Source organism: Paenibacillus sp. TSA_86.1, from assembly GCF_052691815.1.
Map to the genome: position 1 here is coordinate 178424 of NZ_JBQZGE010000008.1, position 21386 is coordinate 199809.

At 47.8% G+C, this 21386-nt stretch carries 19 protein-coding genes; 16 read left to right on the forward strand and 3 right to left on the reverse strand.

The window, feature by feature from the left end:
• Window positions 1–2 precede the first annotated feature (2 nt).
• Entirely contained in the window at window positions 3–350 is a 348-nt protein-coding gene (locus ACUTVW_RS17220; RefSeq protein ID WP_090923657.1) for a YugN family protein, read from the reverse strand.
• A 210-nt stretch (window positions 351–560) separates the two neighbouring features.
• On the opposite strand from ACUTVW_RS17220, the gene ACUTVW_RS17225 reads away from it, so the two are divergent.
• The 8 genes from ACUTVW_RS17225 to ACUTVW_RS17260 all read left to right on the forward strand — a co-directional run bounded on the left by ACUTVW_RS17225 (window position 561) and on the right by ACUTVW_RS17260 (window position 9002).
• The gene (locus tag ACUTVW_RS17225) at window positions 561–1733 is read left to right on the forward strand and encodes a M20 metallopeptidase family protein (RefSeq protein WP_445646919.1); all 1173 of its coding nucleotides are present in this window, start codon (window positions 561–563) and stop codon (window positions 1731–1733) included.
• Window positions 1734–1862: 129 nt separating this feature from the next.
• Window positions 1863–3590: a DNA repair helicase XPB gene (locus ACUTVW_RS17230; RefSeq protein WP_445646920.1), complete on the forward strand. Its 1728-nt coding sequence runs from the start codon at window positions 1863–1865 to the stop codon at window positions 3588–3590.
• A gap of 27 nt (window positions 3591–3617) precedes the next feature.
• The gene (locus tag ACUTVW_RS17235) at window positions 3618–5408 is read left to right on the forward strand and encodes a hypothetical protein (protein ID WP_445646921.1); all 1791 of its coding nucleotides are present in this window, start codon (window positions 3618–3620) and stop codon (window positions 5406–5408) included.
• Between the two features lie 158 nt (window positions 5409–5566).
• Window positions 5567–6004, forward strand: a complete 438-nt coding sequence (locus ACUTVW_RS17240) for a YlbF family regulator (protein ID WP_434750344.1) — start codon at window positions 5567–5569, stop codon at window positions 6002–6004.
• 93 nt (window positions 6005–6097) lie between these two features.
• Window positions 6098–6361 carry a YlbG family protein gene (locus ACUTVW_RS17245; protein ID WP_434753261.1) on the forward strand — a complete coding sequence of 88 codons (264 nt, stop codon included), beginning with the start codon at window positions 6098–6100 and terminating at the stop codon, window positions 6359–6361.
• 165 nt (window positions 6362–6526) lie between these two features.
• Window positions 6527–6964: a hypothetical protein gene (locus tag ACUTVW_RS17250; RefSeq protein ID WP_434750345.1), complete on the forward strand. Its 438-nt coding sequence runs from the start codon at window positions 6527–6529 to the stop codon at window positions 6962–6964.
• Window positions 6965–7106: 142 nt separating this feature from the next.
• Window positions 7107–8030 carry a selenium metabolism-associated LysR family transcriptional regulator gene (locus ACUTVW_RS17255; RefSeq protein WP_445646922.1) on the forward strand — a complete coding sequence of 308 codons (924 nt, stop codon included), beginning with the start codon at window positions 7107–7109 and terminating at the stop codon, window positions 8028–8030.
• Window positions 8031–8138: 108 nt separating this feature from the next.
• On the forward strand, window positions 8139–9002 hold the full coding sequence (locus ACUTVW_RS17260) for a PHP domain-containing protein (protein ID WP_445646923.1): 864 nt from the start codon (window positions 8139–8141) through the stop codon (window positions 9000–9002).
• 54 nt (window positions 9003–9056) lie between these two features.
• Here ACUTVW_RS17260 and ACUTVW_RS17265 read toward each other — a convergent pair whose 3' ends face one another.
• Together ACUTVW_RS17265 and ACUTVW_RS17270 are read right to left on the reverse strand one after the other, a co-directional pair.
• The gene (locus ACUTVW_RS17265; RefSeq protein WP_445646924.1) at window positions 9057–9506 is read right to left on the reverse strand and encodes a GNAT family N-acetyltransferase; all 450 of its coding nucleotides are present in this window, start codon (window positions 9504–9506) and stop codon (window positions 9057–9059) included.
• A gap of 202 nt (window positions 9507–9708) precedes the next feature.
• Window positions 9709–11517, reverse strand: coding sequence for an Rqc2 family fibronectin-binding protein (locus ACUTVW_RS17270; protein ID WP_445646925.1), 1809 nt, complete (start codon window positions 11515–11517; stop codon window positions 9709–9711).
• A 275-nt stretch (window positions 11518–11792) separates the two neighbouring features.
• On the opposite strand from ACUTVW_RS17270, the gene ACUTVW_RS17275 reads away from it, so the two are divergent.
• From ACUTVW_RS17275 to coaBC, 8 genes are all read left to right on the forward strand, one after another.
• Window positions 11793–14651: a calcium-translocating P-type ATPase, SERCA-type gene (locus ACUTVW_RS17275; RefSeq protein WP_445646926.1), complete on the forward strand. Its 2859-nt coding sequence runs from the start codon at window positions 11793–11795 to the stop codon at window positions 14649–14651.
• A gap of 176 nt (window positions 14652–14827) precedes the next feature.
• Entirely contained in the window at window positions 14828–15661 is an 834-nt protein-coding gene (gene dapF, locus ACUTVW_RS17280) for a diaminopimelate epimerase (RefSeq protein WP_445646927.1), read from the forward strand.
• Window positions 15662–15877: 216 nt separating this feature from the next.
• Window positions 15878–17767, forward strand: coding sequence for a bifunctional homocysteine S-methyltransferase/methylenetetrahydrofolate reductase (locus ACUTVW_RS17285; protein ID WP_445646928.1), 1890 nt, complete (start codon window positions 15878–15880; stop codon window positions 17765–17767).
• A gap of 19 nt (window positions 17768–17786) precedes the next feature.
• Window positions 17787–18686 (forward strand): YicC/YloC family endoribonuclease, encoded by a 900-nt coding sequence (locus ACUTVW_RS17290; protein ID WP_445646929.1) that lies wholly within the window; start codon window positions 17787–17789, stop codon window positions 18684–18686.
• A 51-nt stretch (window positions 18687–18737) separates the two neighbouring features.
• Window positions 18738–18998, forward strand: coding sequence for an extracellular matrix/biofilm regulator RemA (gene remA / locus ACUTVW_RS17295; RefSeq protein WP_006209218.1), 261 nt, complete (start codon window positions 18738–18740; stop codon window positions 18996–18998).
• A 13-nt stretch (window positions 18999–19011) separates the two neighbouring features.
• Complete coding sequence (gene gmk, locus ACUTVW_RS17300) at window positions 19012–19584, forward strand: guanylate kinase (RefSeq protein ID WP_434750352.1); 573 nt, start codon at window positions 19012–19014, stop codon at window positions 19582–19584.
• 166 nt (window positions 19585–19750) lie between these two features.
• Window positions 19751–19963 (forward strand): DNA-directed RNA polymerase subunit omega, encoded by a 213-nt coding sequence (gene rpoZ / locus ACUTVW_RS17305; protein ID WP_445646930.1) that lies wholly within the window; start codon window positions 19751–19753, stop codon window positions 19961–19963.
• 154 nt (window positions 19964–20117) lie between these two features.
• Entirely contained in the window at window positions 20118–21383 is a 1266-nt protein-coding gene (coaBC, locus tag ACUTVW_RS17310; protein ID WP_445646931.1) for a bifunctional phosphopantothenoylcysteine decarboxylase/phosphopantothenate--cysteine ligase CoaBC, read from the forward strand.
• The last annotated feature ends 3 nt before the right edge of the window (window positions 21384–21386 follow it).

The following is a 21386-nucleotide window of genomic DNA, read 5'->3' on the forward strand; positions in this document are numbered from 1 at the left end:
GCCTAAGCTTCGAGCAGTTCTTTGAGCTGCTGCAATTTTTGGGTGGCCAGCTTCACGACTGGCTGCGGAACGGAAGAGTCATAATCAAGTCCATGCGGGAAAGTAGCTTTGCCCAGATAAACGGCTTCAACGGCCAGAACCGTATCGGGTTTCTCCAGTTTGCCTTCTACCGCGCGCGTATTAATGCGTACAAAGTATTCTGAGTTGGTTTGTTCATCTTCGATTTTGTAGTCATATGTAGCACGGTAGTACTCCCACTGCCACCGGACAAATCCGACTTTCTCGGCGCTCTCATCCAGGTATGCCAAGTCGCTTTTCAAGCCATCCAAGCCTGTATTCTCAAAAATCATAAGCGTTTGATCCTCCTCATAAGCTTCCGAGTATAATTCTCGTGTGTTTCTCTAGTTCATGATAGTATGTTTCCCCTTCCCGTGCAAGCTTTCCAGAGGCCTTTCGTATCGGTTTTCATGCAATTCTGTTACAATATACAGCAATAGGTTTGCAGAGGAAGGTTTGGGGCTGCGAACAAGCCCTGCTGATGATCGAAAGGATGGGATGATATGACAACTAATATATGGTGGGAAGATCTGCAGATCCACATGGTGGAATGGCGGCGTCACCTTCATCGCAATCCTGAGGTTTCCTTTCATGAGGAGAAAACATCCTCTTTTGTAGCGGATATGCTGGAGAGCTTTGGTATTGAGGTCAAACGTCATGTAGGCGGTCACGGGGTTATAGGGATACTTCGCGGGGACAGGCTTGGGCCTGTTGTGATGCTTCGGGCGGATATGGACGCCTTGCCAATCCAGGACGAGAAAGATGTGGAATATGCCTCCCAACAAGCTGGGGCAATGCATGCCTGTGGTCATGATGGTCATATTTCTATGTTGCTCGGAACGGCACTGTATTTTAGTCGGCATAAGCAGGAGGTGCGGGGAGAGATCCGTTTTCTGTTCCAGCCGGCGGAAGAATTGCTTCCAGGCGGTGCGGTTCAGGTCATAGCAGACGGAGCGCTCGAAGGCGTAGATGTTATTTATGGCATACATCTATGGACGCCTCTTCCTGTTGGCGTGGTTGCAAGCACAGCAGGGCCGATGATGGCTGCGGCAGATGACTTTTACATTGATATCAAAGGAAAAGGCGGTCACGGCGGCATGCCGCAAGCTACAGTGGACAGTGTGGTTGCGGGTTCCGCACTTGTAATGCAGCTTCAGACAATAGTCAGTCGCTCGGTTGACCCATTACGTCCCGCGGTATTAACCATTGGAACGATGCAAGCTGGTTCTGCGCAAAATGTGATTGCAGAGCAATGCAAGCTCAGCGGCACGGTGCGGACATTCGATGAAGAAACGCGGACCGGAATGAAGGAACGTGTACTTACCATGGTGGCTCAGACAGGAGCTGCATATGGTGCAGAAACGCAAGTGAAATACATTATGGGATATCCGCCCGTGGTAAATGATGCACAGGAGACGGCACGCTTTTTCGATGAAGCTACGGCGGTGTTTGGTGCTGAGCGGGTGCAAAACTCTCCAATGCTAATGCCTGCCGAGGACTTTGCGTATTATTTGCAAAAGGTTCCGGGGTGTTTCATGTTTGTCGGTGCAGGCAATCCGGAGAAAAATGCAGTGTATCCACATCATCATCCGATGTTTGATTTTGACGAAGACGCGATGCAGACGGGCGTGAAACTGTTTGTTGCGATGGCGAAGGGTTATACAACCGAATGCTGAGAATCATAGTTGGGCATCCTGAACATACCGAGGTATGGACAGGGTGCTTTTTTGTTTTGGATTAATGAAACTTGTGAATGTAATCGGGGCGTACGAGTAAAATGATGGGTTAAATGATGTGGATCAGGAATGGATGTGGAAATGATGGATACGTTCAATCAGACGGGTGCCTGCATTGTGCAGCGTGATTTCACAGTATTGCTCGAAGTGGGTCATCCAGGGTTCGAAACAGCAAGAGCAGAGCTTATTATGTACGCCGAACTCGTGAAGACACCGGCAGCGTTTCATACCTATCGTATTACACCATTGTCGCTATGGAATGCGGCTGCATTGGGCTGGAATTCGGAACGGGTAATTGCCAGTCTGGAACGGGTATCACGCTGGAATGTACCTTCGGCCCTGACACAGGATGTGCGCAGAATAATGGATCAATACGGCAAATTAAAGCTGCATGCCGATCCAGACCATGTCAGAATGCGCCTAACTAGCGAAGATCAGCAACTCCTGGATGATTTGAGCGACATCAAATCAATTTCTGCTTTTCGCATGGAACGAACGAGTGTACATGAGCTTGTGTTGTCAGGGGAAAAACGAGGTTTATTAAAAAGAGAACTGACGCGTCTTGGTTATCCCGTATTGGATTATGTCGGGTATCGGAAAGGGAGCGAGCTTTCATTTGGCTGGCAGTCCGATTCATGCAAAGACAGTGCATACCGCGGGAATGAACAAGGTAGATTCGCACTTCGGGCTTATCAGCAGAAGGCAGTCGATGCTTTTGCAGGTGGTGAAGGAATCGGCGGCAGTGGACTACTCGTTCTGCCCTGTGGAGCAGGCAAAACCATTATTGGCATGGCTGTGCTGGAACAGCTGCAATGTGAATGTCTTATTTTGACGTCCAATACAACGTCTGTTCGGCAGTGGATACAAGAGATTCAGGATAAAACAACGATAACTGCAGAGCAGATCGGAGAGTATTCGGGTCAGAAAAAACAGGTGAAACCGGTGACGGTGGCAACCTATCAAATTTTGACTCATCGCAAGTCCAAAGATGCGGAGTTCACTCATATTCATCTTTTACAGGAACGAAAGTGGGGGCTCATCATCTATGACGAAGTGCATTTGCTACCTGCACCTGTATTCCGGGCTACAGCAGATATTCAGGCAACGCGCCGTTTGGGTTTAACAGCAACACTTATCCGTGAAGACGGATGTGAACAGGATGTGTTTTCACTGATCGGACCCAAATTATACGATATGCCATGGAAAGAGCTGGAGCAGCAAGGCTGGATTGCTGAGGTGAAGTGTCAGGAAGTAAGGGTGCCCTTTTCGCCTGAATTAAGATCGACCTACGTACAGGCCGAGGGTAAACATCAATTTCGTCTGGCAGCTGAAAACCCGGAAAAATTAAAAGTGATCAAGCGTTTACTGGAACGCCATCATAACTTGCCGACCCTTGTCATTGGACAGTATCTCGATCAGCTTGAGATGATTGCCCGGGAAATTGATGCACCTCTAATCTCTGGAGCGATGTCACAACAGGAGCGTGTTCAGTGGTTTTCTGCTTTTCGAAAGGGCGAAATACGTACGATTGTTGTATCCAAGGTTGCCAATTTTGCCGTTGATTTACCGGATGCTGCGGTAGCGCTCGAAATCTCTGGCAGTTTCGGTTCCAGGCAGGAGGAAGCCCAGAGGTTAGGCCGGATTTTGCGACCGAAAGCAGGTGAGAACAAAGCTTATTTTTATGCACTGGTTTCGGAGAACAGCAAGGAACAGGACTTTGCGTTAAATCGTCAGATGTTTTTGGTAGAGCAGGGGTATGAGTATGACATTGTACATGAGCAGGATACGATACATTAATATTGGAGAAGAGAGGGGTGAATGGAGATGTCTGACCTGGAGTTTGGAATGGAAAATGTGATGCAATCGAGAATGACGATGACTGAACCGGAGGGGTGGTCCGCGCTTACGTTAGCGGAGCAGCGGGTGCTGGGTGCTCTTTTTCACAAACATGCGGGTCAAACGTTCTCTTCTCTCCTGCCTTCGGAAGATTGGGCTAAGGAAGGGTTAAGTGGAGCGGAAGCCGAGCTTGCTTTTGCCATGCTTCGCCGTAAACAATGGATCAAATCCGTATATAAAAGCTGGGGCGAACGCTCCTTTTATATCCCTAAACGTTACCTTGCGATATTAACTTTGACCTATTCAAGTCGCATTGGCTGTGTTGTAGAACCGGTGGTCGGATCTGTTCGGCATGTCATTAAGGAGGGGAAACCACATATCGCTGGAGAACTGCTTCATTTACTTGCATGGATTCAGAGAGAGGGGCTGCCTCTAACGGGCAAAGGCACCATACATAAGAGAAACATATTTAAGTTAAGCGCATTAACCATATTGTCTCAAGATGATTTTGAAGATTTGGGGATCACTTATGATCATAAGGACTTATATCCGGTGCATGTGGTCATCTTGCTAGATTTACTGCTTTGTTTACACTTAATACAGAAAACGGATCGGGGGTTTGAGATCAGAGAAGATATGTTTCAACAGTGGATCAAGCTGTCCTGGACGGCGATGCATGATGAAATTTTTCACGTGTGCATGGATCGATATGGGGTAGCACGATCTGATTTGCAACATTTTCGCTATCAGCTCGCACTACTTGCACCCGGTAAGAATCAATGGTGCCGAGTGCTGAAATGGGAAGAGAATGCAGGAGCGAGAAGTTGGCTGTACGCTCTGGCAGGCTGGGGGTTTTGTGAGGTTGGTGAGGATGAGAATGGGGGATTGGCGTTTCGTTGGCTGATCCACCCGCGCGAGTTCTTGATTAAAGAGAGGGAATGGGTTAATCAAACAGACTTGATGATTGAGCAGGAAGAGAGAGCGTCTAGCCAATTTTATGTGCAGCCCGACTTTGAAGTGATGGTGCCGCCGGATGTATCCGCCGAAGTCTGCTGGAGACTGGAGCTTTACAGTGAACGGATTACACGTGACCAGATGTCCATCTATCGGTTGTGCCGGGAACGGATGGAGACAGCAATTGCTAGTGGGGTGAAGTGGGAATCGATCGCGGATTTCTTAGAGAGCCACGGACAGGGTGATTTGCCTGGGCATGTCCTTGCTGCGTTAAAAAATTGGGCAAGAGAGGGCGAGGTTATTCCGGATCACAAGTTAATACCTCCTTTGGCTTCGGATGCAGAAAACCCTGACAACCCCGCTAAACCGGAAAAGCAGAAGGGGGAGAATTCAGAGCAGGTGTCCCCATCTTTATTCTACAATCCTGAAACTCCGGGATTAATTCAAATACATTATACGCCTGGGATGACAGGAGATGGCGAGAATATTGATTCTGATTGGGATCATGATGTTAGTGGAAAAGCGGCCTGGAACAAGAGAAAAGCGGATGTACCTGAGACGTGGCACAGAGATTGGAGGAGATATCACATGTCCACCGCCCGTCAAATTGCAGCCCAAGCCATCGAATGGCAGGTGAAATTGGGGATTCGAGAGGGAGAGGAGACGTTTGTTCTGATTCCGCATCAGGTGGAGGGGCGTGAACAGTGGACGCTGGAGGGTTGGTGCATTCTGAATTCCGACGAACACACAGCTCGTACCGAATGGCGAACATTCATCCCTAACCGCTGGGATACAATGCGTCTTCTTCTACCGGAGAATGTCTAGTCTGCTGGTTTTCAATGTAAAAATGAAATTAAAACCGAATTTTCACAGTTTCCCAGTTTGCAATTACAGCAAAAACTCTTCTTAACTATTCATGGATATGCTATGATGAAGTAGTCTACGTTAAGTAGAACTTTATATATAGATAGGATGAATAATTCATGAGCGTAGCGGAAATAAACACGGTCGATATGGCCCAAGTGTTAACGGGCGCATATGAACTGGGCGACATGATTAACCAATCTGCCGAAGTATCGGATTATTTATATTGGAAGCAGCAAGTTGAGACAAGTCCCGAGATTCAGCAGGGGATCCGGAGATTAAATGCCAAGAAGGAGCTGTTTGAAGAAACACAGCGTTTTGGCCACTTTCATCCAGATTTTCACGCAGCCAAGGATCAGGTGAAAGAACTGGAGAAGGAGCTGGAGTCCTTTGAAGCGGTGATTCGTTTTAAACAGGCTGAACAAGCATTGGATGAGATGTTGTTTCAGATGTCGGAGACGATTGCCTTTGCTGTATCGACCACCATCAAGGTGCCAAGCAATGATCCGAATCCGAAAGGCGGCTGTGGAAGCGGCGGTAAATGTGGATGCAGTTAAAGTTGAAGGTAGCCACATCATAGTATTTTAGACTTTGAACAGACCGGGCCTTTCGAGGACCGGTCTCCATCCATAGAAGGGCGGGGAACGATGATGTTTGCGGAAAGAACAGGATTTATCATTTGGGTTAGTGATTTGAAAGCGGCACGCAATCTCGAAAAGTATGGTACCGTTCATTATATCTCCCGCCGTATGCATTATGTAGTCATGTATGTTAATGCAGAACGAGCTGATGATACGATGAAAAACGTGAAGCGGCTTTCCTATGTGCGCAAGATTGAACGTTCCTATCGAAACGAGATTAAAACGGAGTATGCGAGCAAAACGTTGGATAAAACAAGTTTTTACGGAGTATAGCAGGAAAACATAGGAGGGACCCGGCGGGTCGCTCTTTTCTTAAAAAAAGCGAAATTATACTTTTACGAAAAAAGTTAAACTTACGCCTTGAGGTTACGGGACTAATGTTGTAATATATTTGGTAATAAATAGATAGAAAGTCCTATCTGGTGGAGAGTGATTCCCATGCGTGATAAGGTGATGCAACGTTGGAGCACCTACGAGCCGTTTTTTGTGGCTCTCGGAGACAAGAAAGTGGCTGACATCGTCATTACCCATCATGCAAAGATGCGGTATGCAGACCGTATTGAGCCTGCACGTAATGATGATGATCATATTGCGGCCTGGTTATGGGAGTGTCTGAAGCAGGACCGGGTAACGCCATATTACCGTAATGAACAGGACGTGTACCTGATTGATGATGATCTGGTTGTCGTTGCCGAGTTTTCGGAGCTTGAAGGAGAATATGATATTACAGGCAATCCACTGCACAAGATGATTGTAGTCACATTTTTGGGACGTATGTCGGAGACGATTGAACTGAGAGATCTGAAGTCATATTATTCTTGGCTGAGGCATTCCAGAAGAATGACGCTGGTCAAAAATAGCCGTAAGCATAGATGATTGAGCAGATTCAAGATTGCAATCATAGATTTCATGTAACATTTTATGTACTACCGCATGCAGACAAGCTGCATGCTTTTTTTTGTTGCCAGACTGGAAATCGGATACAATATAGAAAGCGTATTTGAAGAGGGGCGAAGATATGAATTTTCACCAACTGCATATTTTTTATACGGTAGCGGAGAAGGGGAGTTTTTCCGCAGCTGCGCAGGCATTACATATGACACAACCGGCCGTGACGATGCAGATCCAGTCGCTGGAGGACTATTTCGGGACCAAGCTGTTGCATCGTTCCACCAAAAAAATAGAATTGTCGGAGGCCGGCCGGACGTTACTACCTCACGCCAAACGAAGTGTAGAACTGATCAGACAGACAGATGAAGCGATGACTGCTTTTACGGAGAAACTGCAAGGAAGATTACAATTGGGGGCAAGCCTGACCATCGGAGAATATGTGCTGCCACGCATGCTTGGTCCTTTTGCACGTCAATATCCGGATATCTCGATTGTGATGAAAGTGATGAATACAACCCAGATCATGGATGAGATTTTGAAGCACCAGTTGAACTTTGGGTTAATTGAAGCGCCGGTTAATCACCCGGATATGATTGTTGAACCTGTAATGCAGGATGAGCTGAAGCTGATTGTACCGGCAGGGCATGATCTGGCTGGACGAGGTAAAGTGAATCTGGAAGAAGTTATGAATTACCCGTTTGTGCTGCGTGAGCAAGGATCAGGTACCCGTCAAGTGATGGAAGATCAACTGCAGAAGAAAAAAATTGACCCGAGTGACATGAATGTGGTCATGGAGTTAGGAAGTACAGGGGCCGTCAAATCGGCGGTGGAAGCGGGCGTGGGCATCACAATGCTGTCTCCTTCTTCTGTTCAGCATGAGCTTGCTTTAGGGTTAGTTCATATTGTGGACATTCGTGGACTGGAGTTCAAGCGGCAGTTTTACGCGATTCATCTAAAGTCTTCTTTGTTGCCTTTGTCAGCCGTCGCTTTTCTGAACTATCTCCGTCAACAGGAGCAGCATGAGCCTGAACATAAGACGGGCAAGGCATAATAGCGGGTAATGCCAATAATAGATGATTATTTTGGTGAATCTCTGGCCTGAGTATGAACATCAGAGTTAACGGGATAATCCACTTTTGCAAGAAAGGAGCTGTTGTACGTGAATCAAAACCAGGGACGTTGTGATCTTCATACCCATAGTCAAGCCTCCGATGGAATGCAGCCACCGGCGGATAACGTGAAGCTTGCCAAGCAAAAAGGACTATCTGCGGTTGCTTTGACGGATCATGATACCGTAGCTGGTGTAGCGGAAGCGCAGTTAGCGGGGAAAGAGTACGATATTCATGTGGTTGCCGGTGTTGAGATCAGCACTCGGGCTGGCGGCAAAGATATTCATGTGCTGGGTTATTACGTGAATACGGAGGATGAGCAATTCCTTCAACGGTTGCGCGGATTAAGAGAAGCGCGAGATGAGCGCAATCATCTGATTATTGGAAAGCTCCAGGAACTTGGGCTTGATATAAGCTGGCAAGAGGTATTAGATGAGCTGGGACGGCCGTTAGAGCCGGATGAAAGTATTGGCAGACCTCATATGGCTGACGTGTTGGTGAAGAAGGGATACGCTGTGGATATGCGAGATGCATTCGATCGTTATCTTGCTGAAGGCAAGCCAGGTTTTGTTTCTGTACCCCGAGTTGCGCCGAAGGATGCATGTGATTGGATCAGAGCAGCGGGTGGAGCGACCGTTATTGCCCACCCTGGTCTCTATAACGATGATGAATTGGTACGCCGAATTATTACAGATTCCCTTCCGGACGGTATAGAAGTATTTCACTCGGATCACGGCCTGGAAGAGGAAGGTAAGTATGCTGAGATGGCGAAGGAATATGGTCTTATAGAGACAGGTGGGTCAGATTACCATGGTGAACGGCAAGGTGTTGTTTTTCACGGGGATCTCGGTAGCAAGACTGTAACGGTTGATGTGCTCGATAGACTGCAGGCAGCTGCGCGCAGCAAGAGATAACATCATACAGAATCGTGCAGCTTGCACACCAGAGCTGTCCATAAATTATGTTCACTATGATGTGATGGAATAGTTAACCCAATCCCCACGTTTAGCTCCAAGCTTTTCAAATAATTGCTGTGCACGTTCATTGGTTACTGCTGTAATCCATGACATATAAGCACATCCGTGTTCATGTGTGTATTGCTGGCAGTGTGCGAATAATTTGGCTTCCGCTTCACCTTCTCGGAATGCTTCCGTAACAAAAAGGTCATTCATAATGGTTACGCGCTCTGCTTTCATCGTGCTATAAGTAAAGAACAGGGTGGCGAATCCGATAAGTTTTCCATCCTTTTCTGCCACAAATTGAGCCCCAATCTGCTGATGAAGCAGGTTGTTAATCAAAAGCTGGATTGCTTGGTCACCAGGCCAGGGGTTGTTGTAAAATCCCACGACGTACTCATACATTAATGCAGTCAGTGGTTTCAAATCATTGGATTGAGTTTCTCTAATATGTATGGTCATAGTACACATCCTTCATTTTTATTCAGAATAATTGAATTATTATACGATATAATGGATTTTTATTCAAATAAAACTGATGAATTATACGTCACGCCTGATTATACAGAAAAAAGATAAGACCATACCAAAAAACCTTTTTCAGTTTTCTGGAAAAGGTTTTTTGGTATTATTACTTTTACATTTCATCCTCTTGATAAGAGCTTCATCCATTTTTGATGGTAGCGGGCAAGCCCTTGATCAACTCGTCATTTGGCGTAACAAACAGGGTTTTCTGATGGTCATAAATAACAAATCCGGGCTTCGCACCGCTTGGTTTGCGTACATGACGGATATACGTGTAGTCCACAGGCACACTGCTGGATTCTTTCGCTTGGCTGAAATAAGCTGCCAGCTGTGCCGCTTCCTCCAGCGTAGCTTCACCAAAATCAGTGCTGCGAATCACGACATGTGAACCTGGAATGTCTTTGGTATGCAGCCACGTATCATTAGCCGACGCCAGACGGTTCGTTACATATTCGTTCTGCAGATTGTTTTTGCCGACGAGAATGTCAATGCCTTCCGAAGAAGTGAATTGATGCACAGTTGGACGGTCGTTTTTCTTTTTCTTTTTGCCTTTTTTATTCCGATCACGCAGGTAACCCTGCTGTACAAGCTCGTCCCGAATCTCTTCGATATCATTCATGGAGGCGATGGACAGCTGTTGAAGCAGGTTGTCGAGATAGGCGATTTCATCTTTTGTTTTGCCGAGCTGCTCGTGAATGACAGCCAGACTGTTCTTGTATTTGTTATAACGTTTGAAATAACGCTGCGCATTATCGGATGGTGTGAGCAGCGGATCGAGCTGAATAGTCATGTTGGCCTGGTTCTCATCGTAAAAATTAATCAGCTCTACACTCTTGTCACCCTTGTTGACCAAGTGCAGGGAAGCGAATAACAGCTCACCCCACAATCTGTACTTGTCCGCATCGTCCGCATCAAGCAGATCTTTGTTGAGGTTATCGAGCTTTTTAATATTTTTGTTGCGCTCATTCTGCAGGAACCTTAGCAGATCGCTGACTCTTTGTTTAACCGTATCACGTTCGGCTTTATCCCCGTAGTATTCTTCCATGCATTTGCTCATGGTATCGTACGTTTTTTCCTGATCCTGAATGCTCTGCAGTCGTATGGCAGCAAAGACCATTTTCCCTTTGGCGTTCAGCCCTGTTACAGGGGTGTATAACTGACCTTTGACAGGCTCCAGCACCGATTCAAAAGCAGTCCAAAGTGTTTTCGTTTCAATACGATCGGAGTCAGAAGCTGTTCGGGATGCAATTTCCCCTGCAATGAGCGGGCTCATACCACTAAATGCATTGACCAGCCAGCGTGAGGCATCTGCTCTTGTTTCTATTGCTGATTTTGAGTCTGTTTCAGCTTCTGTCGCGGTCTCGTCTTTATTTTTGTCTGTATCCACAGCTGTGGCAACAAGTTGATCAAACTCGGTTTTGGATACCTCAAGCGGATTGCTTTTATGCTGTTCGGGCGGCGCAGTATATGAGAAACCTGGCATGATCACGCGGTAGCTACTTATAGATGGCGTGACATGGTGAATACCGTCCAAAATAGTATCTGTCGCAGGGTCAAGCAAAATGATATTGCTGTGACGCCCCATGAGTTCGATGATGATACGTTTGGCCGAAACATCCCCAAGCTCGTCCCGCTGACGTACATCGATATGAATGATACGTTCCATCCCGATCTGACGGATATTTTCAATGATGGCCCCTTCGCAATGCTTGCGCATGAGCATGCAAAACATTGGTGCCTCTGTCGGATTCAAAAAGATCTTCTCTGTAAAATGTACACGTGGATACGTCGGGCTTGCCGAGACCAGTAATTTGCTATTGCCGCGCTGGGCCCGCAGGGTAAGCACCACATCATGGCCGTTAGGCTGATGGATTTTGCTGATGCGTCCTCCGATACAGCCTTGCAATTCATGTACGATGGCTCGGGTTACGATACCGTCAAGTGCCATATTGTCCACTTCCTCTCTATCGAACATCTGCATGAGTTCATGCAAAATGATTAATTCACATACGAATGGCTCAGTAATCTTCGCAGACCTTTATTTTAGCTTATTCTGCCCACCAGGGAAAGGATTCACCTTCCGGGTGCTATTCACGGACCTGTCCGAATACATATAGAGCAGGTAGTTTGTCCGGCACAGTGTACAGCCTGCCCTAGCAGCCTGCCGGTGAAGAGGTGAGTGTGCATTGCAGATGAAATAAGACTGGGAGGGAATTTTGAAGCATGGAACATACCAAGTGGCACCAACTGAACGACGAAGAGCTTCGTGAAACTCTCGGCGTGAGCCCGCAAGAAGGGTTGACGGACGAAGTAGTGGCTGAGAAACGGAAGATTGCCGGTTCGAATGAATTGAGTGAGGGAAAGCGGATATCGCCGATTACTCTACTGCTGAATCAGTTTAAGGACTTCATGGTGCTAGTCCTCATGGGAGCAACGCTGGTATCCGGTTTGCTTGGAGAGTATCTGGATGCGGTAACGATTGTGGCTATTATTGTGCTGAACGCCATTTTGGGATTTGTACAGGAGTTCCGGGCAGAACGTTCTCTTCGTGCACTTAAACAGCTCTCGGCTCCAGCCGCCAAAGTGCTCAGGTCTGGACAGGAAGTACATCTTGCTGCCAACCAATTAGTACCCGGAGATATTATCATGGTGGAAAGCGGTGACCGAATTCCCGCTGATGTGCGCTGGTTGGAAACCAACAGTCTGGATGTAGAGGAATCGGCACTAACCGGAGAATCCGTGCCCGTCAGTAAACATTGCAGACCCATCGCCAGTGAAGATGTACCTCTAGGGGATCAGAAAAATATCGGTTTTATGGGCACCATGGTCACCAGGGGGACAGCCAAGGGGGTTGTCATCCGAACGGGAATGGACACGGAGATGGGCAAAATTGCTGATCTTATCCAGAATACGGAGGAGCAGGAGACTCCGTTACAACACAGGCTGGAGCAGTTAGGCAAAATTCTGATCTTTGTTGCGCTGGGATTAACCGTAATGGTGGTAGTCGCTGGTATCTTGCATGGACAACCCGCAGTAGGTATGTTCCTGGCAGGTGTCAGCCTCGCCGTGGCGGCCATCCCGGAGGGTTTGCCGGCTATCGTTACGATTGCACTGGCGCTGGGTGTTCAGCGAATGATCAAACGGAAAGCGATTGTGCGCAAACTACCGTCTGTGGAAACATTAGGTTGTGCTTCTGTGATCTGCTCGGATAAAACAGGTACACTCACGCAGAACAAAATGACGGTAACACATGTGTGGTTGGAAGGGCGCAGTGTTAAAGTGACCGGAGATGGTTATGCGCCGGAAGGCCATATGCTGGAAAATGATCGAATCATAGAACTGAAAAATGACCAGTCACTTCGAAGAATGTTACAGATCAGTGCCCTTTGTAATAATGCCAGCATTATGGAGACTGTTCTGAACGATCCAGGCAGCAAGAAAAAGAGCAAGGAGTCCAAAAAAGACAGCAAAAAAGGTCAGAAGAAAGGTGAGCCGGAGGAAGAACAGGTCAGTGCCAGCCAAGTGCTCTGGGAGTTAAAAGGGGATCCGACAGAGGGTGCGCTGGTGGCTATGGCCTCCAAAATGGGTCTTACTCCGACGGGTCTCAAGGAATTATATGACCGGGAGCAAGAATTTCCGTTTGACTCCGAGCGTAAACGCATGTCTGTGATGGTCAAACATCAAGGTGGGCGTATGATTTATACGAAAGGAGCACCTGATGTACTGATCGAGCATTGCAGTTACATTTTATGGGAAGGTAAAGTGGTTCCGTTCACCGGCACCCTGCGCCAGAAAGTGATGGCAGCCAACGAAAGCATGGCGGGTAACGCCCTGCGGGTGCTCGGTATGGCTTATCGCGAAGTCAAGCCGAAGGAACGTGTTGCTGACGAGCATGCAGCAGAAAGTCAGCTTGTCTTTGTAGGTCTGGCGGGTATGATCGACCCGCCTCGACGTGAAGTTCGTGATGCCATTGCGACATGCCGCAAAGCGGGTATCCGGACGGTCATGATCACAGGCGATCATGGTACAACGGCGGAAGCGATCGCTCATCAGCTGGGTATCCTCCCACGCGGCGGAGCATCGTTAAGCGGGCAGCAGCTGGCAGGCATGACGGACGAGCAACTGGATAAACAGGTGAATGATATCTATGTGTTCTCCAGAGTATCGCCCGAGCACAAACTGCGTATCGTCAAATCGCTTCAACGTAAAGGACACGTTGTGGCAATGACTGGAGACGGGGTTAATGATGCGCCTGCGATTAAGGCATCCGATATCGGGATCGCAATGGGCATTACGGGTACAGATGTGACCAAGGAGGCATCCTCCCTCATTTTGAGTGATGATAACTTCTCCACCATTGTGGCAGCCATTGAAGAAGGACGTAACATTTATGAGAATATTCGCAAGTTTATTCGTTATTTGCTGGCCTCGAATGTTGGCGAGATTTTGACTATGTTTTTCGCGATGATGATGGGTTTGCCGCTTCCGCTCGTGCCAATCCAGATTCTGTGGGTGAATCTCGTGACGGATGGTTTGCCAGCAATGGCACTCGGGGTAGATCAGCCGGAAAAAGATTTGATGGAACACAAGCCACGCGGTGCAAAGGAAAATATTTTTGCCCGCAGACTAGGATGGAAAATTGTTAGCCGCGGTGTATTAATCGGACTATGTACGCTTGGTGCCTTCTGGCTCACACTTCAAGCCGCACCGGATCATCCGGGACAGCTTATCAAGGCTCAGTCTGTTGCTTTTGCAACATTAGTTCTTGCGCAGTTGATACATGTATTTGACTGCCGCAGTTCGCGTTCGATTTTTCACCGGAATCCTCTACAGAACAAATATCTGGTTCTTGCTGTCATCTCATCGGTTGTGCTGATGCTGGTGGTAATGTACGTAGAGGCACTGCAACCCATCTTCAAAACGGTACCTCTCGGTCTTCGTGAATGGGCCATTTGTATTGTAGCTGCTGGTATTCCAACCTTCCTTATGGGCGCTGGCAGTGTTTGGGGCGGACGCCGCAATCGTCGCCGCATGGGCGGTCCTGGACGCTTCGTACCAAAAAGTACAAAGTTTTCAGCATAAAATCAATAGCTTTTAATAACCCGTTTCGATATGCTATCCTCAAAATGATTCAAAGCGAAGGCTTTGATATTTTGCAGGATAGCTTTTTTGTACGCTTTGTATGCATGATATGAAGATTAGCTATAAATAAACTATAAAGCTTTGGCGGCAGACGGCCAAAAGGAGTGGGCAAGATTATGGAATTTACGAAAATGCACGGACTAGGCAACGATTTTATCGTTGTATTTGGTGAAAAACAGCTTCCAGCAGATGCTGCTGAACTTGCAGTGAAATGGTGCAATCGATTCTTTGGCATCGGAGCAGATGGCCTGGTTTATATATTACCTTCGGAGAAGGCGGATTTTCAGATGCGCATCATGAATTCGGATGGTTCGGAAGCGGAGCAGTGCGGTAACGCCATTCGTTGCGTGTCCAAGTATGTATACGACCACGGGCATGTTGGCCGCGAGCAGATTACGATTGAAACGATTGGTGCGGGTGTTCAGCCTGTGACGCTTAACCTCAAGGACGGCAAAGTGGAAACGGTTCGGGTAGACATGGGCGAACCAATTCTGGATGGCCTTCAAGTGCCTACAACGGTAGATGCGAATCCAGTGGTCAATCATAATATTGAAGCGAATGGACATGCATTTAAATTCACAGCAGTATCTATGGGGAATCCTCACGCGGTCATCTATGTCGATGATGCGGTGAACTTTGATCTGACAACATGGGGGCCGTTACTTGAGGTGCATCCGATGTTCCCGAAAAAGATCAATGTTGAATTTGCAACGGTACGTGACAGGGGATATGTAGACATGCGTGTATGGGAACGCGGTGCTGGCCCGACCCTGGCCTGCGGGACAGGAGCTTGTGCAACACTGGTATCCTCTGTGCTGAATGGTCATACGGATCGTACAGCTGTGATCAGCCTCAAAGGCGGCGATCTGAATATCGAGTGGAACGAGGCAGATAACCACGTTTATATGACGGGTCCGGCAGAAGTTGTTTTCAAAGGAGTCACTTCATAAATAAGTGAAGACGGTAATACTGAAGAGGCCTGCTGGGCCTCTTTTTTTATCCAAAGCACACAAGTTGTCCGGCTATAAAGGACGAATTCATAGCTTGGAAGGCAGGATGTCTACTGGTGCTGGACATACAGCAAATACCTGTGTTTTTCTTCGTTTTTTTACGTTTTTTGTGTTACATTAGTATGAAATGATCACAGTCAGGCGGGGGGAAATGGGATGAAGGCAGATTTACGTACATCGATGAAGCAACGTGTTCTAGTTGGTGATGGGGCCATGGGCACATTTCTATATCAAATGGGGTTTCCGGTGGGGATTTCCTATGAAGAGTTGAACTTGACTTCACCTGAAGTTGTGGCTGATGTACATCGCCGTTACCGCGATGCGGGTACAGACATATTCGAGACGAACACGTACTCGGCGAATTTTGATAAGTTGTCCAAGTTCGGACTGGAATCCAAGGTGGAAGATGTGAACCGTGCTGGCGTACGCATCGCAAAAGAAATAGCTGGTGCAGAAGGATACGTGCTTGGTGCAGTAGGTTCGATTCGCGGTGGCAAACGTACAAATGTGTCTACTAGTGAATTGAAACGCTTCTATCAACAGCAGATTTTTGCGTTGCTAGACGAAGGTGTGGACGGTATACTGCTTGAAACCTTCTATGATATCGAAGAGATGGATATCGCGCTTTTACAGGCCCGCAAGCTAAGCGACCTGCCTGTGATTGGACAATTCGCGGTAGAGGACGTAGGCCATACGCTGGATGGCTACACCATGCCGGAAGCTTTTCGTATCATGCGCGAACAGGGTGCGGACGTGATCGGTTTCAATTGCAGATCCGGTCCGAATGGAATTATGCGCGCGATGGAGACCGTATCTGGACGCGTCGGTGTTCCGATGTCTGTGTATCCGAATGCGGGTGCAGCAGATTATGTGGATGGTGAGTTCCGTTATGGTGCAACACCGGAATACTTTGGTCAAACAGCAGTACAGTTCGCAGATCTTGGTGCGCGTATTATTGGCGGTTGCTGTGGTACAACGCCTGACCATATCACTGCGATTAAACAAGCGCTGGCAGAGTATGTAGTCTTGCCGATCGCTGAACCTGATCCTGCAGAAACTACGCCACGTATCGTGCTTCATGAGAATGTGGATGAACGCGCAGGACGCGGAGGCCAGCCCACGATTGTGGATCTGGTCAAACAGCGCCACACGGTCATTGTAGAGCTTGATCCCCCGCGTGATCTGGATGTTGCCAAATTTATGAAGGGTGCGGAAACGCTGAAGGCAGCAGGAGCGGATGCCCTGACGCTCGCCGACAATTCCCTTGCTGTAACGCGCATGAGTAATATGGCGCTTGGACATCTGGTGCAGGATCGCACAGGTCTTCGTTCGCTTGTGCACATCGCCTGCCGTGACCGTAACCTGATCGGAACCCAGTCCCATATGATGGGATTTGATGCCTTGGGCATTAACCATGTACTTGCTGTAACGGGCGATCCTGCAAGGTTTGGTGACCTGCCTGGTTCCAGCTCGGTGTACGACCTGACATCGTTTGAAATCATACGAATGATCAAACAGCTAAATGATGGTGTAGCCTTTTCTGGTAAGCCATTGAAACAGAAAGCCGGATTCGTCATTGGTGCTGCTTTTAATCCAAATGTGAAACATCTGGACAAAGCCGTACAACGCCTCGAGAAGAAAATTGCCTCCGGTGCAGACTATATTATGACGCAACCCGTATATGATCCCGCATTAATCGTTGCGATGCGTGAGGCGACCAAACATCTGGACATTCCTATTTTTGTCGGGATTATGCCGCTCGCAAGCGGTCGAAACGCGGAGTACCTGCACAATGAGGTTCCGGGTATCCAGCTTTCCGATGAGGTGCGATCCCGCATGGCAGGACTGGAAGGCGAAGAGGGACGTGCCATGGGAGTGAAGATTGCAAAAGAGCTGCTGGATGTAGCGACAGAGCACTTCAAAGGCATCTATCTGATGACTCCGTTTATGTTCTATGGCATGACTGCTGAACTGACTCAATATGTCTGGGAGAAATCGGAGCAGCAATGTCCTACTTGTTTCAACCCTGATAATCAATTACAATAGTAAAACGGATGTGATGCCGATGTCATTCAGTATGACCGGATACGGTCAATCCGCCTTTCATTTTGGCGGCTACAAGGTACAATTGGAGATCAAATCAGTCAATCATCGTTATTGCGAAGTGATGATGCGCCTGCCTAGAGAGTGGGCGTATTATGAAGATGGTTTGAGAAAGATCGTACAGAGCCGCTTGAAGCGTGGGCGGATTGATGTTTATGTAATGAAAGAAAAAGAGGAAGACCAGGCTCTCCCCGCTGTTCTGAATGAGCAGGTGGTCAGGGCCTATCTGCAGGCTGCCGAGCAGCTTGAGTCTCGATTTGGAATGCAGGGCAAACCGAGTATTATGGATATACTGGGGCTGCCAGATGTCATGGTTCAGCCGGGTGGGACAAGCTCTGTTCCGGAGGAACCAAAAGACGAATGGGAGCAAGTTCTTCAGGACGGATTGAACGAAGCGCTCTCCAGTCTGGAGCAGATGCGCGCTCGCGAAGGTCTTCATCTGGCCAGTGATCTGGAACGGCGGATCACCCGTCTGGAATCGCTGCACACCGAGATGCTTGTACTTGCACCAACGGTTGTGAGTGATTACCGCAACAAGCTAAGACAGCGTCTTATGGAGTTGCAGGAGGACGGCTCTTTCCCTTTTGATGAGCATAAATTGGGTATGGAAATCGCAGTCTTTGCCGATCGTTCCAACATTGAAGAGGAGCTTACACGTCTACTCAGCCACTTTGGCCAATGCAGAGCGTTGCTAAAGAGTGAGGAGCCGGTTGGCCGCAAGTTGGACTTCTTGATTCAGGAGATGAATCGTGAAGTGAATACGATTGGATCAAAAGCCAACCACTTGGCTCTGGTGAACCGTGTTGTCGAGATGAAGGCGGAGCTGGAGAAGATTCGTGAGCAAGCGGCGAACATCGAATGAACGGCCAAATTTCGACAGAAGAGTCGCATGTATAGGGGGAAGAACCTGATTATGGCAATCAAACTCATTAACATTGGATTCGGTAACATCGTATCGGCGAACCGGATTATATCCATCGTGAGTCCGGAATCGGCGCCGATCAAGAGAATTATACAAGAGGCCAGAGATCGTCACATGCTGATTGATGCAACCTACGGAAGACGTACACGTGCGGTAATTATTACGGATAGTGATCACGTTATTCTGTCTGCTGTTCAGCCTGAAACGGTCGCCCATCGTCTTTCTTCGAAAGATGATGATAACGACGAATAAAATGGAGTGTAATATGTCTAAGGGATTACTGATAGTGTTGTCCGGCCCATCTGGGGTCGGGAAGGGTACAGTATGCAGCGCATTGCGCAAACGGGTTCCAAATCTGACTTATTCGGTATCAGCAACGACTCGCCAGCCACGTCTGGGTGAAGAGCATGGAGTGAACTATTTCTTCCACTCGCATGATGAGTTTTTGAAGATGATTGCCGAGGATCAGCTGCTGGAACATGCTGAGTATGTTGGCAATTATTACGGGACTCCACGTGATTTTGTGGAGAGAACACTCAACGAAGGCCGCGATATCATTCTGGAGATTGAGGTTCAGGGCGCACTTAAAGTGAAGGAGAAATTCCCGGAGGGAATCTTTGTTTTCTTGCTCCCACCTTCTTTGGACGAGCTGAAAGATCGTATTCAAGGCCGTGGTACGGAAAGTCAGGCGACAATTGACCACCGGATGTCCGTTGCGGTGGACGAGATCAATCTGCTGGAACAGTATGATTATGCTGTGGTGAATGATGAGATTGATTTGGCTTGCAAGCGAATAGAAAGCATCATTATAGCCGAACATTGTAAGATCAATAAATAAATAATCCCTTTTGCCGCCGCGTACAGCGATATTCATGGGGCTGTTGTCATATCATGTTAAGGTTGATGTTCACTCTGGACTGTGCCAGTACATGAAGACACGCAACCTAAAGGTTCTGTCCGGCGGCAACTTGTGATTATACTAAAGCAAAGAGGTGTTCTGTAATATGTTGTATCCTTCGATTGATGAAATGATGAACAAAGTTGACAGTAAGTATTCCCTGGTTGTTGCTGCATCCCGCCGGGCTAGACAGCTTCGTGAAGGTGAAAAAACAGAGCTGAGAAACGCAAAATCTCATAAACAGGTTGGCGTTGCTTTGGAAGAGATTTATAGCGATCATCTCGTTGTGATTAAAGGGCAGGACGAAGAAGAAGAGTAAGCCCCCGGGCTGCTCTTTAACTGCATACGGCGAAAGCCGAATTATTTTGACAACCGCGAGGTTGTTATTTTTTTACGAATAAGCCATTTTATCAGATTCATGAACTATTATATTGACTTGTATAGATGTCTTAACATTATCGGGGGATAGGAACATGTTGAACGGTAAAAAAATCGTGCTTGGCGTAACAGGAGGCATAGCAGCTTATAAAGCAGCGACATTATGCAGCAAACTGGTGCAAAAGGGAGCGGATGTACACGTCATTATGACCGCTTCGGCAACACAGTTTATTACCGAATTAACGCTGCAAACGTTGACCCGAAATGCAGTGTATACAGACACATTTAATGAACGTGAGCCGGCAGTTGTCTCTCATATTAATCTCGCAGATCTGGCTGACCTGGTGCTGGTAGCTCCTGCAACAGCGAATGTGATTGCCAAAATGGCACACGGTATGGCGGACGATATGCTCACAACAACGCTATTAGCAACCACTGCACCCGTGATGATTGCACCTGCTATGAATGTACATATGTACGATCATCCGGCGGTGCAGCACAATATGAATCTGCTTGCTGAACGCGGCACGTTAATGATCGAACCTGGCGAAGGCCTCCTTGCTTGCGGTTATGTCGGCAAGGGGCGTCTGGAAGAACCGGAGACGATCGTGGATGTGGTGGAGCGTTTCTTTGAGCAACGCGATTCTTCCAAGGCGAAGTCTTCAGAACAAACTAGGATCGAAGTGCAGGGAGCAAATCAGGCATTATTGCTACATGGCAAAAAGGTCGTCGTTACCGCTGGCGGTACGGTTGAACGCATTGATCCGGTTCGCTATATTACGAATGATTCATCTGGAAAAATGGGATTTGCCATCGCCGCTGCTGCGCGTGATCTTGGAGCTGATGTAAAGCTTGTTATGGGAAATACCCAGGCACAGCCTCCCGAAAATGTAGAGATCATACCCGTACAGTCCGCACAGGACATGTATGAAGCGGTATCCCGGGAGTGGGACAATGCAGATATCGTCATTAAGGCAGCCGCTGTGGCTGATTATCGTCCGAAGGAAGTTCACGTGGAGAAAATCAAGAAGAAAGGCGACACGTTGTCGCTCGAACTTGTGAAAAATATAGATATATTGGAGACGCTGGGCAAGCGGAAGACACATCAATTTTTGATTGGTTTTGCCGCCGAGACTCAGTCGCTTGAGATGTATGCTCGTGAGAAACTGGAACGGAAAAATTGTGATCTGATCGTAGCCAATGATGTCACCCGTTCGGGGGCAGGATTTGGAACAGACACCAACGCGGTGCATATCTATGACCGTGAAGGGTTGGTAGAGGAGCTTGAGCTGATGTCCAAGGAAGATGTGGCTCATCGCTTGCTCCGAATTGCGGCGGAGCGCATTGCCGGGAGGAATTAAGAG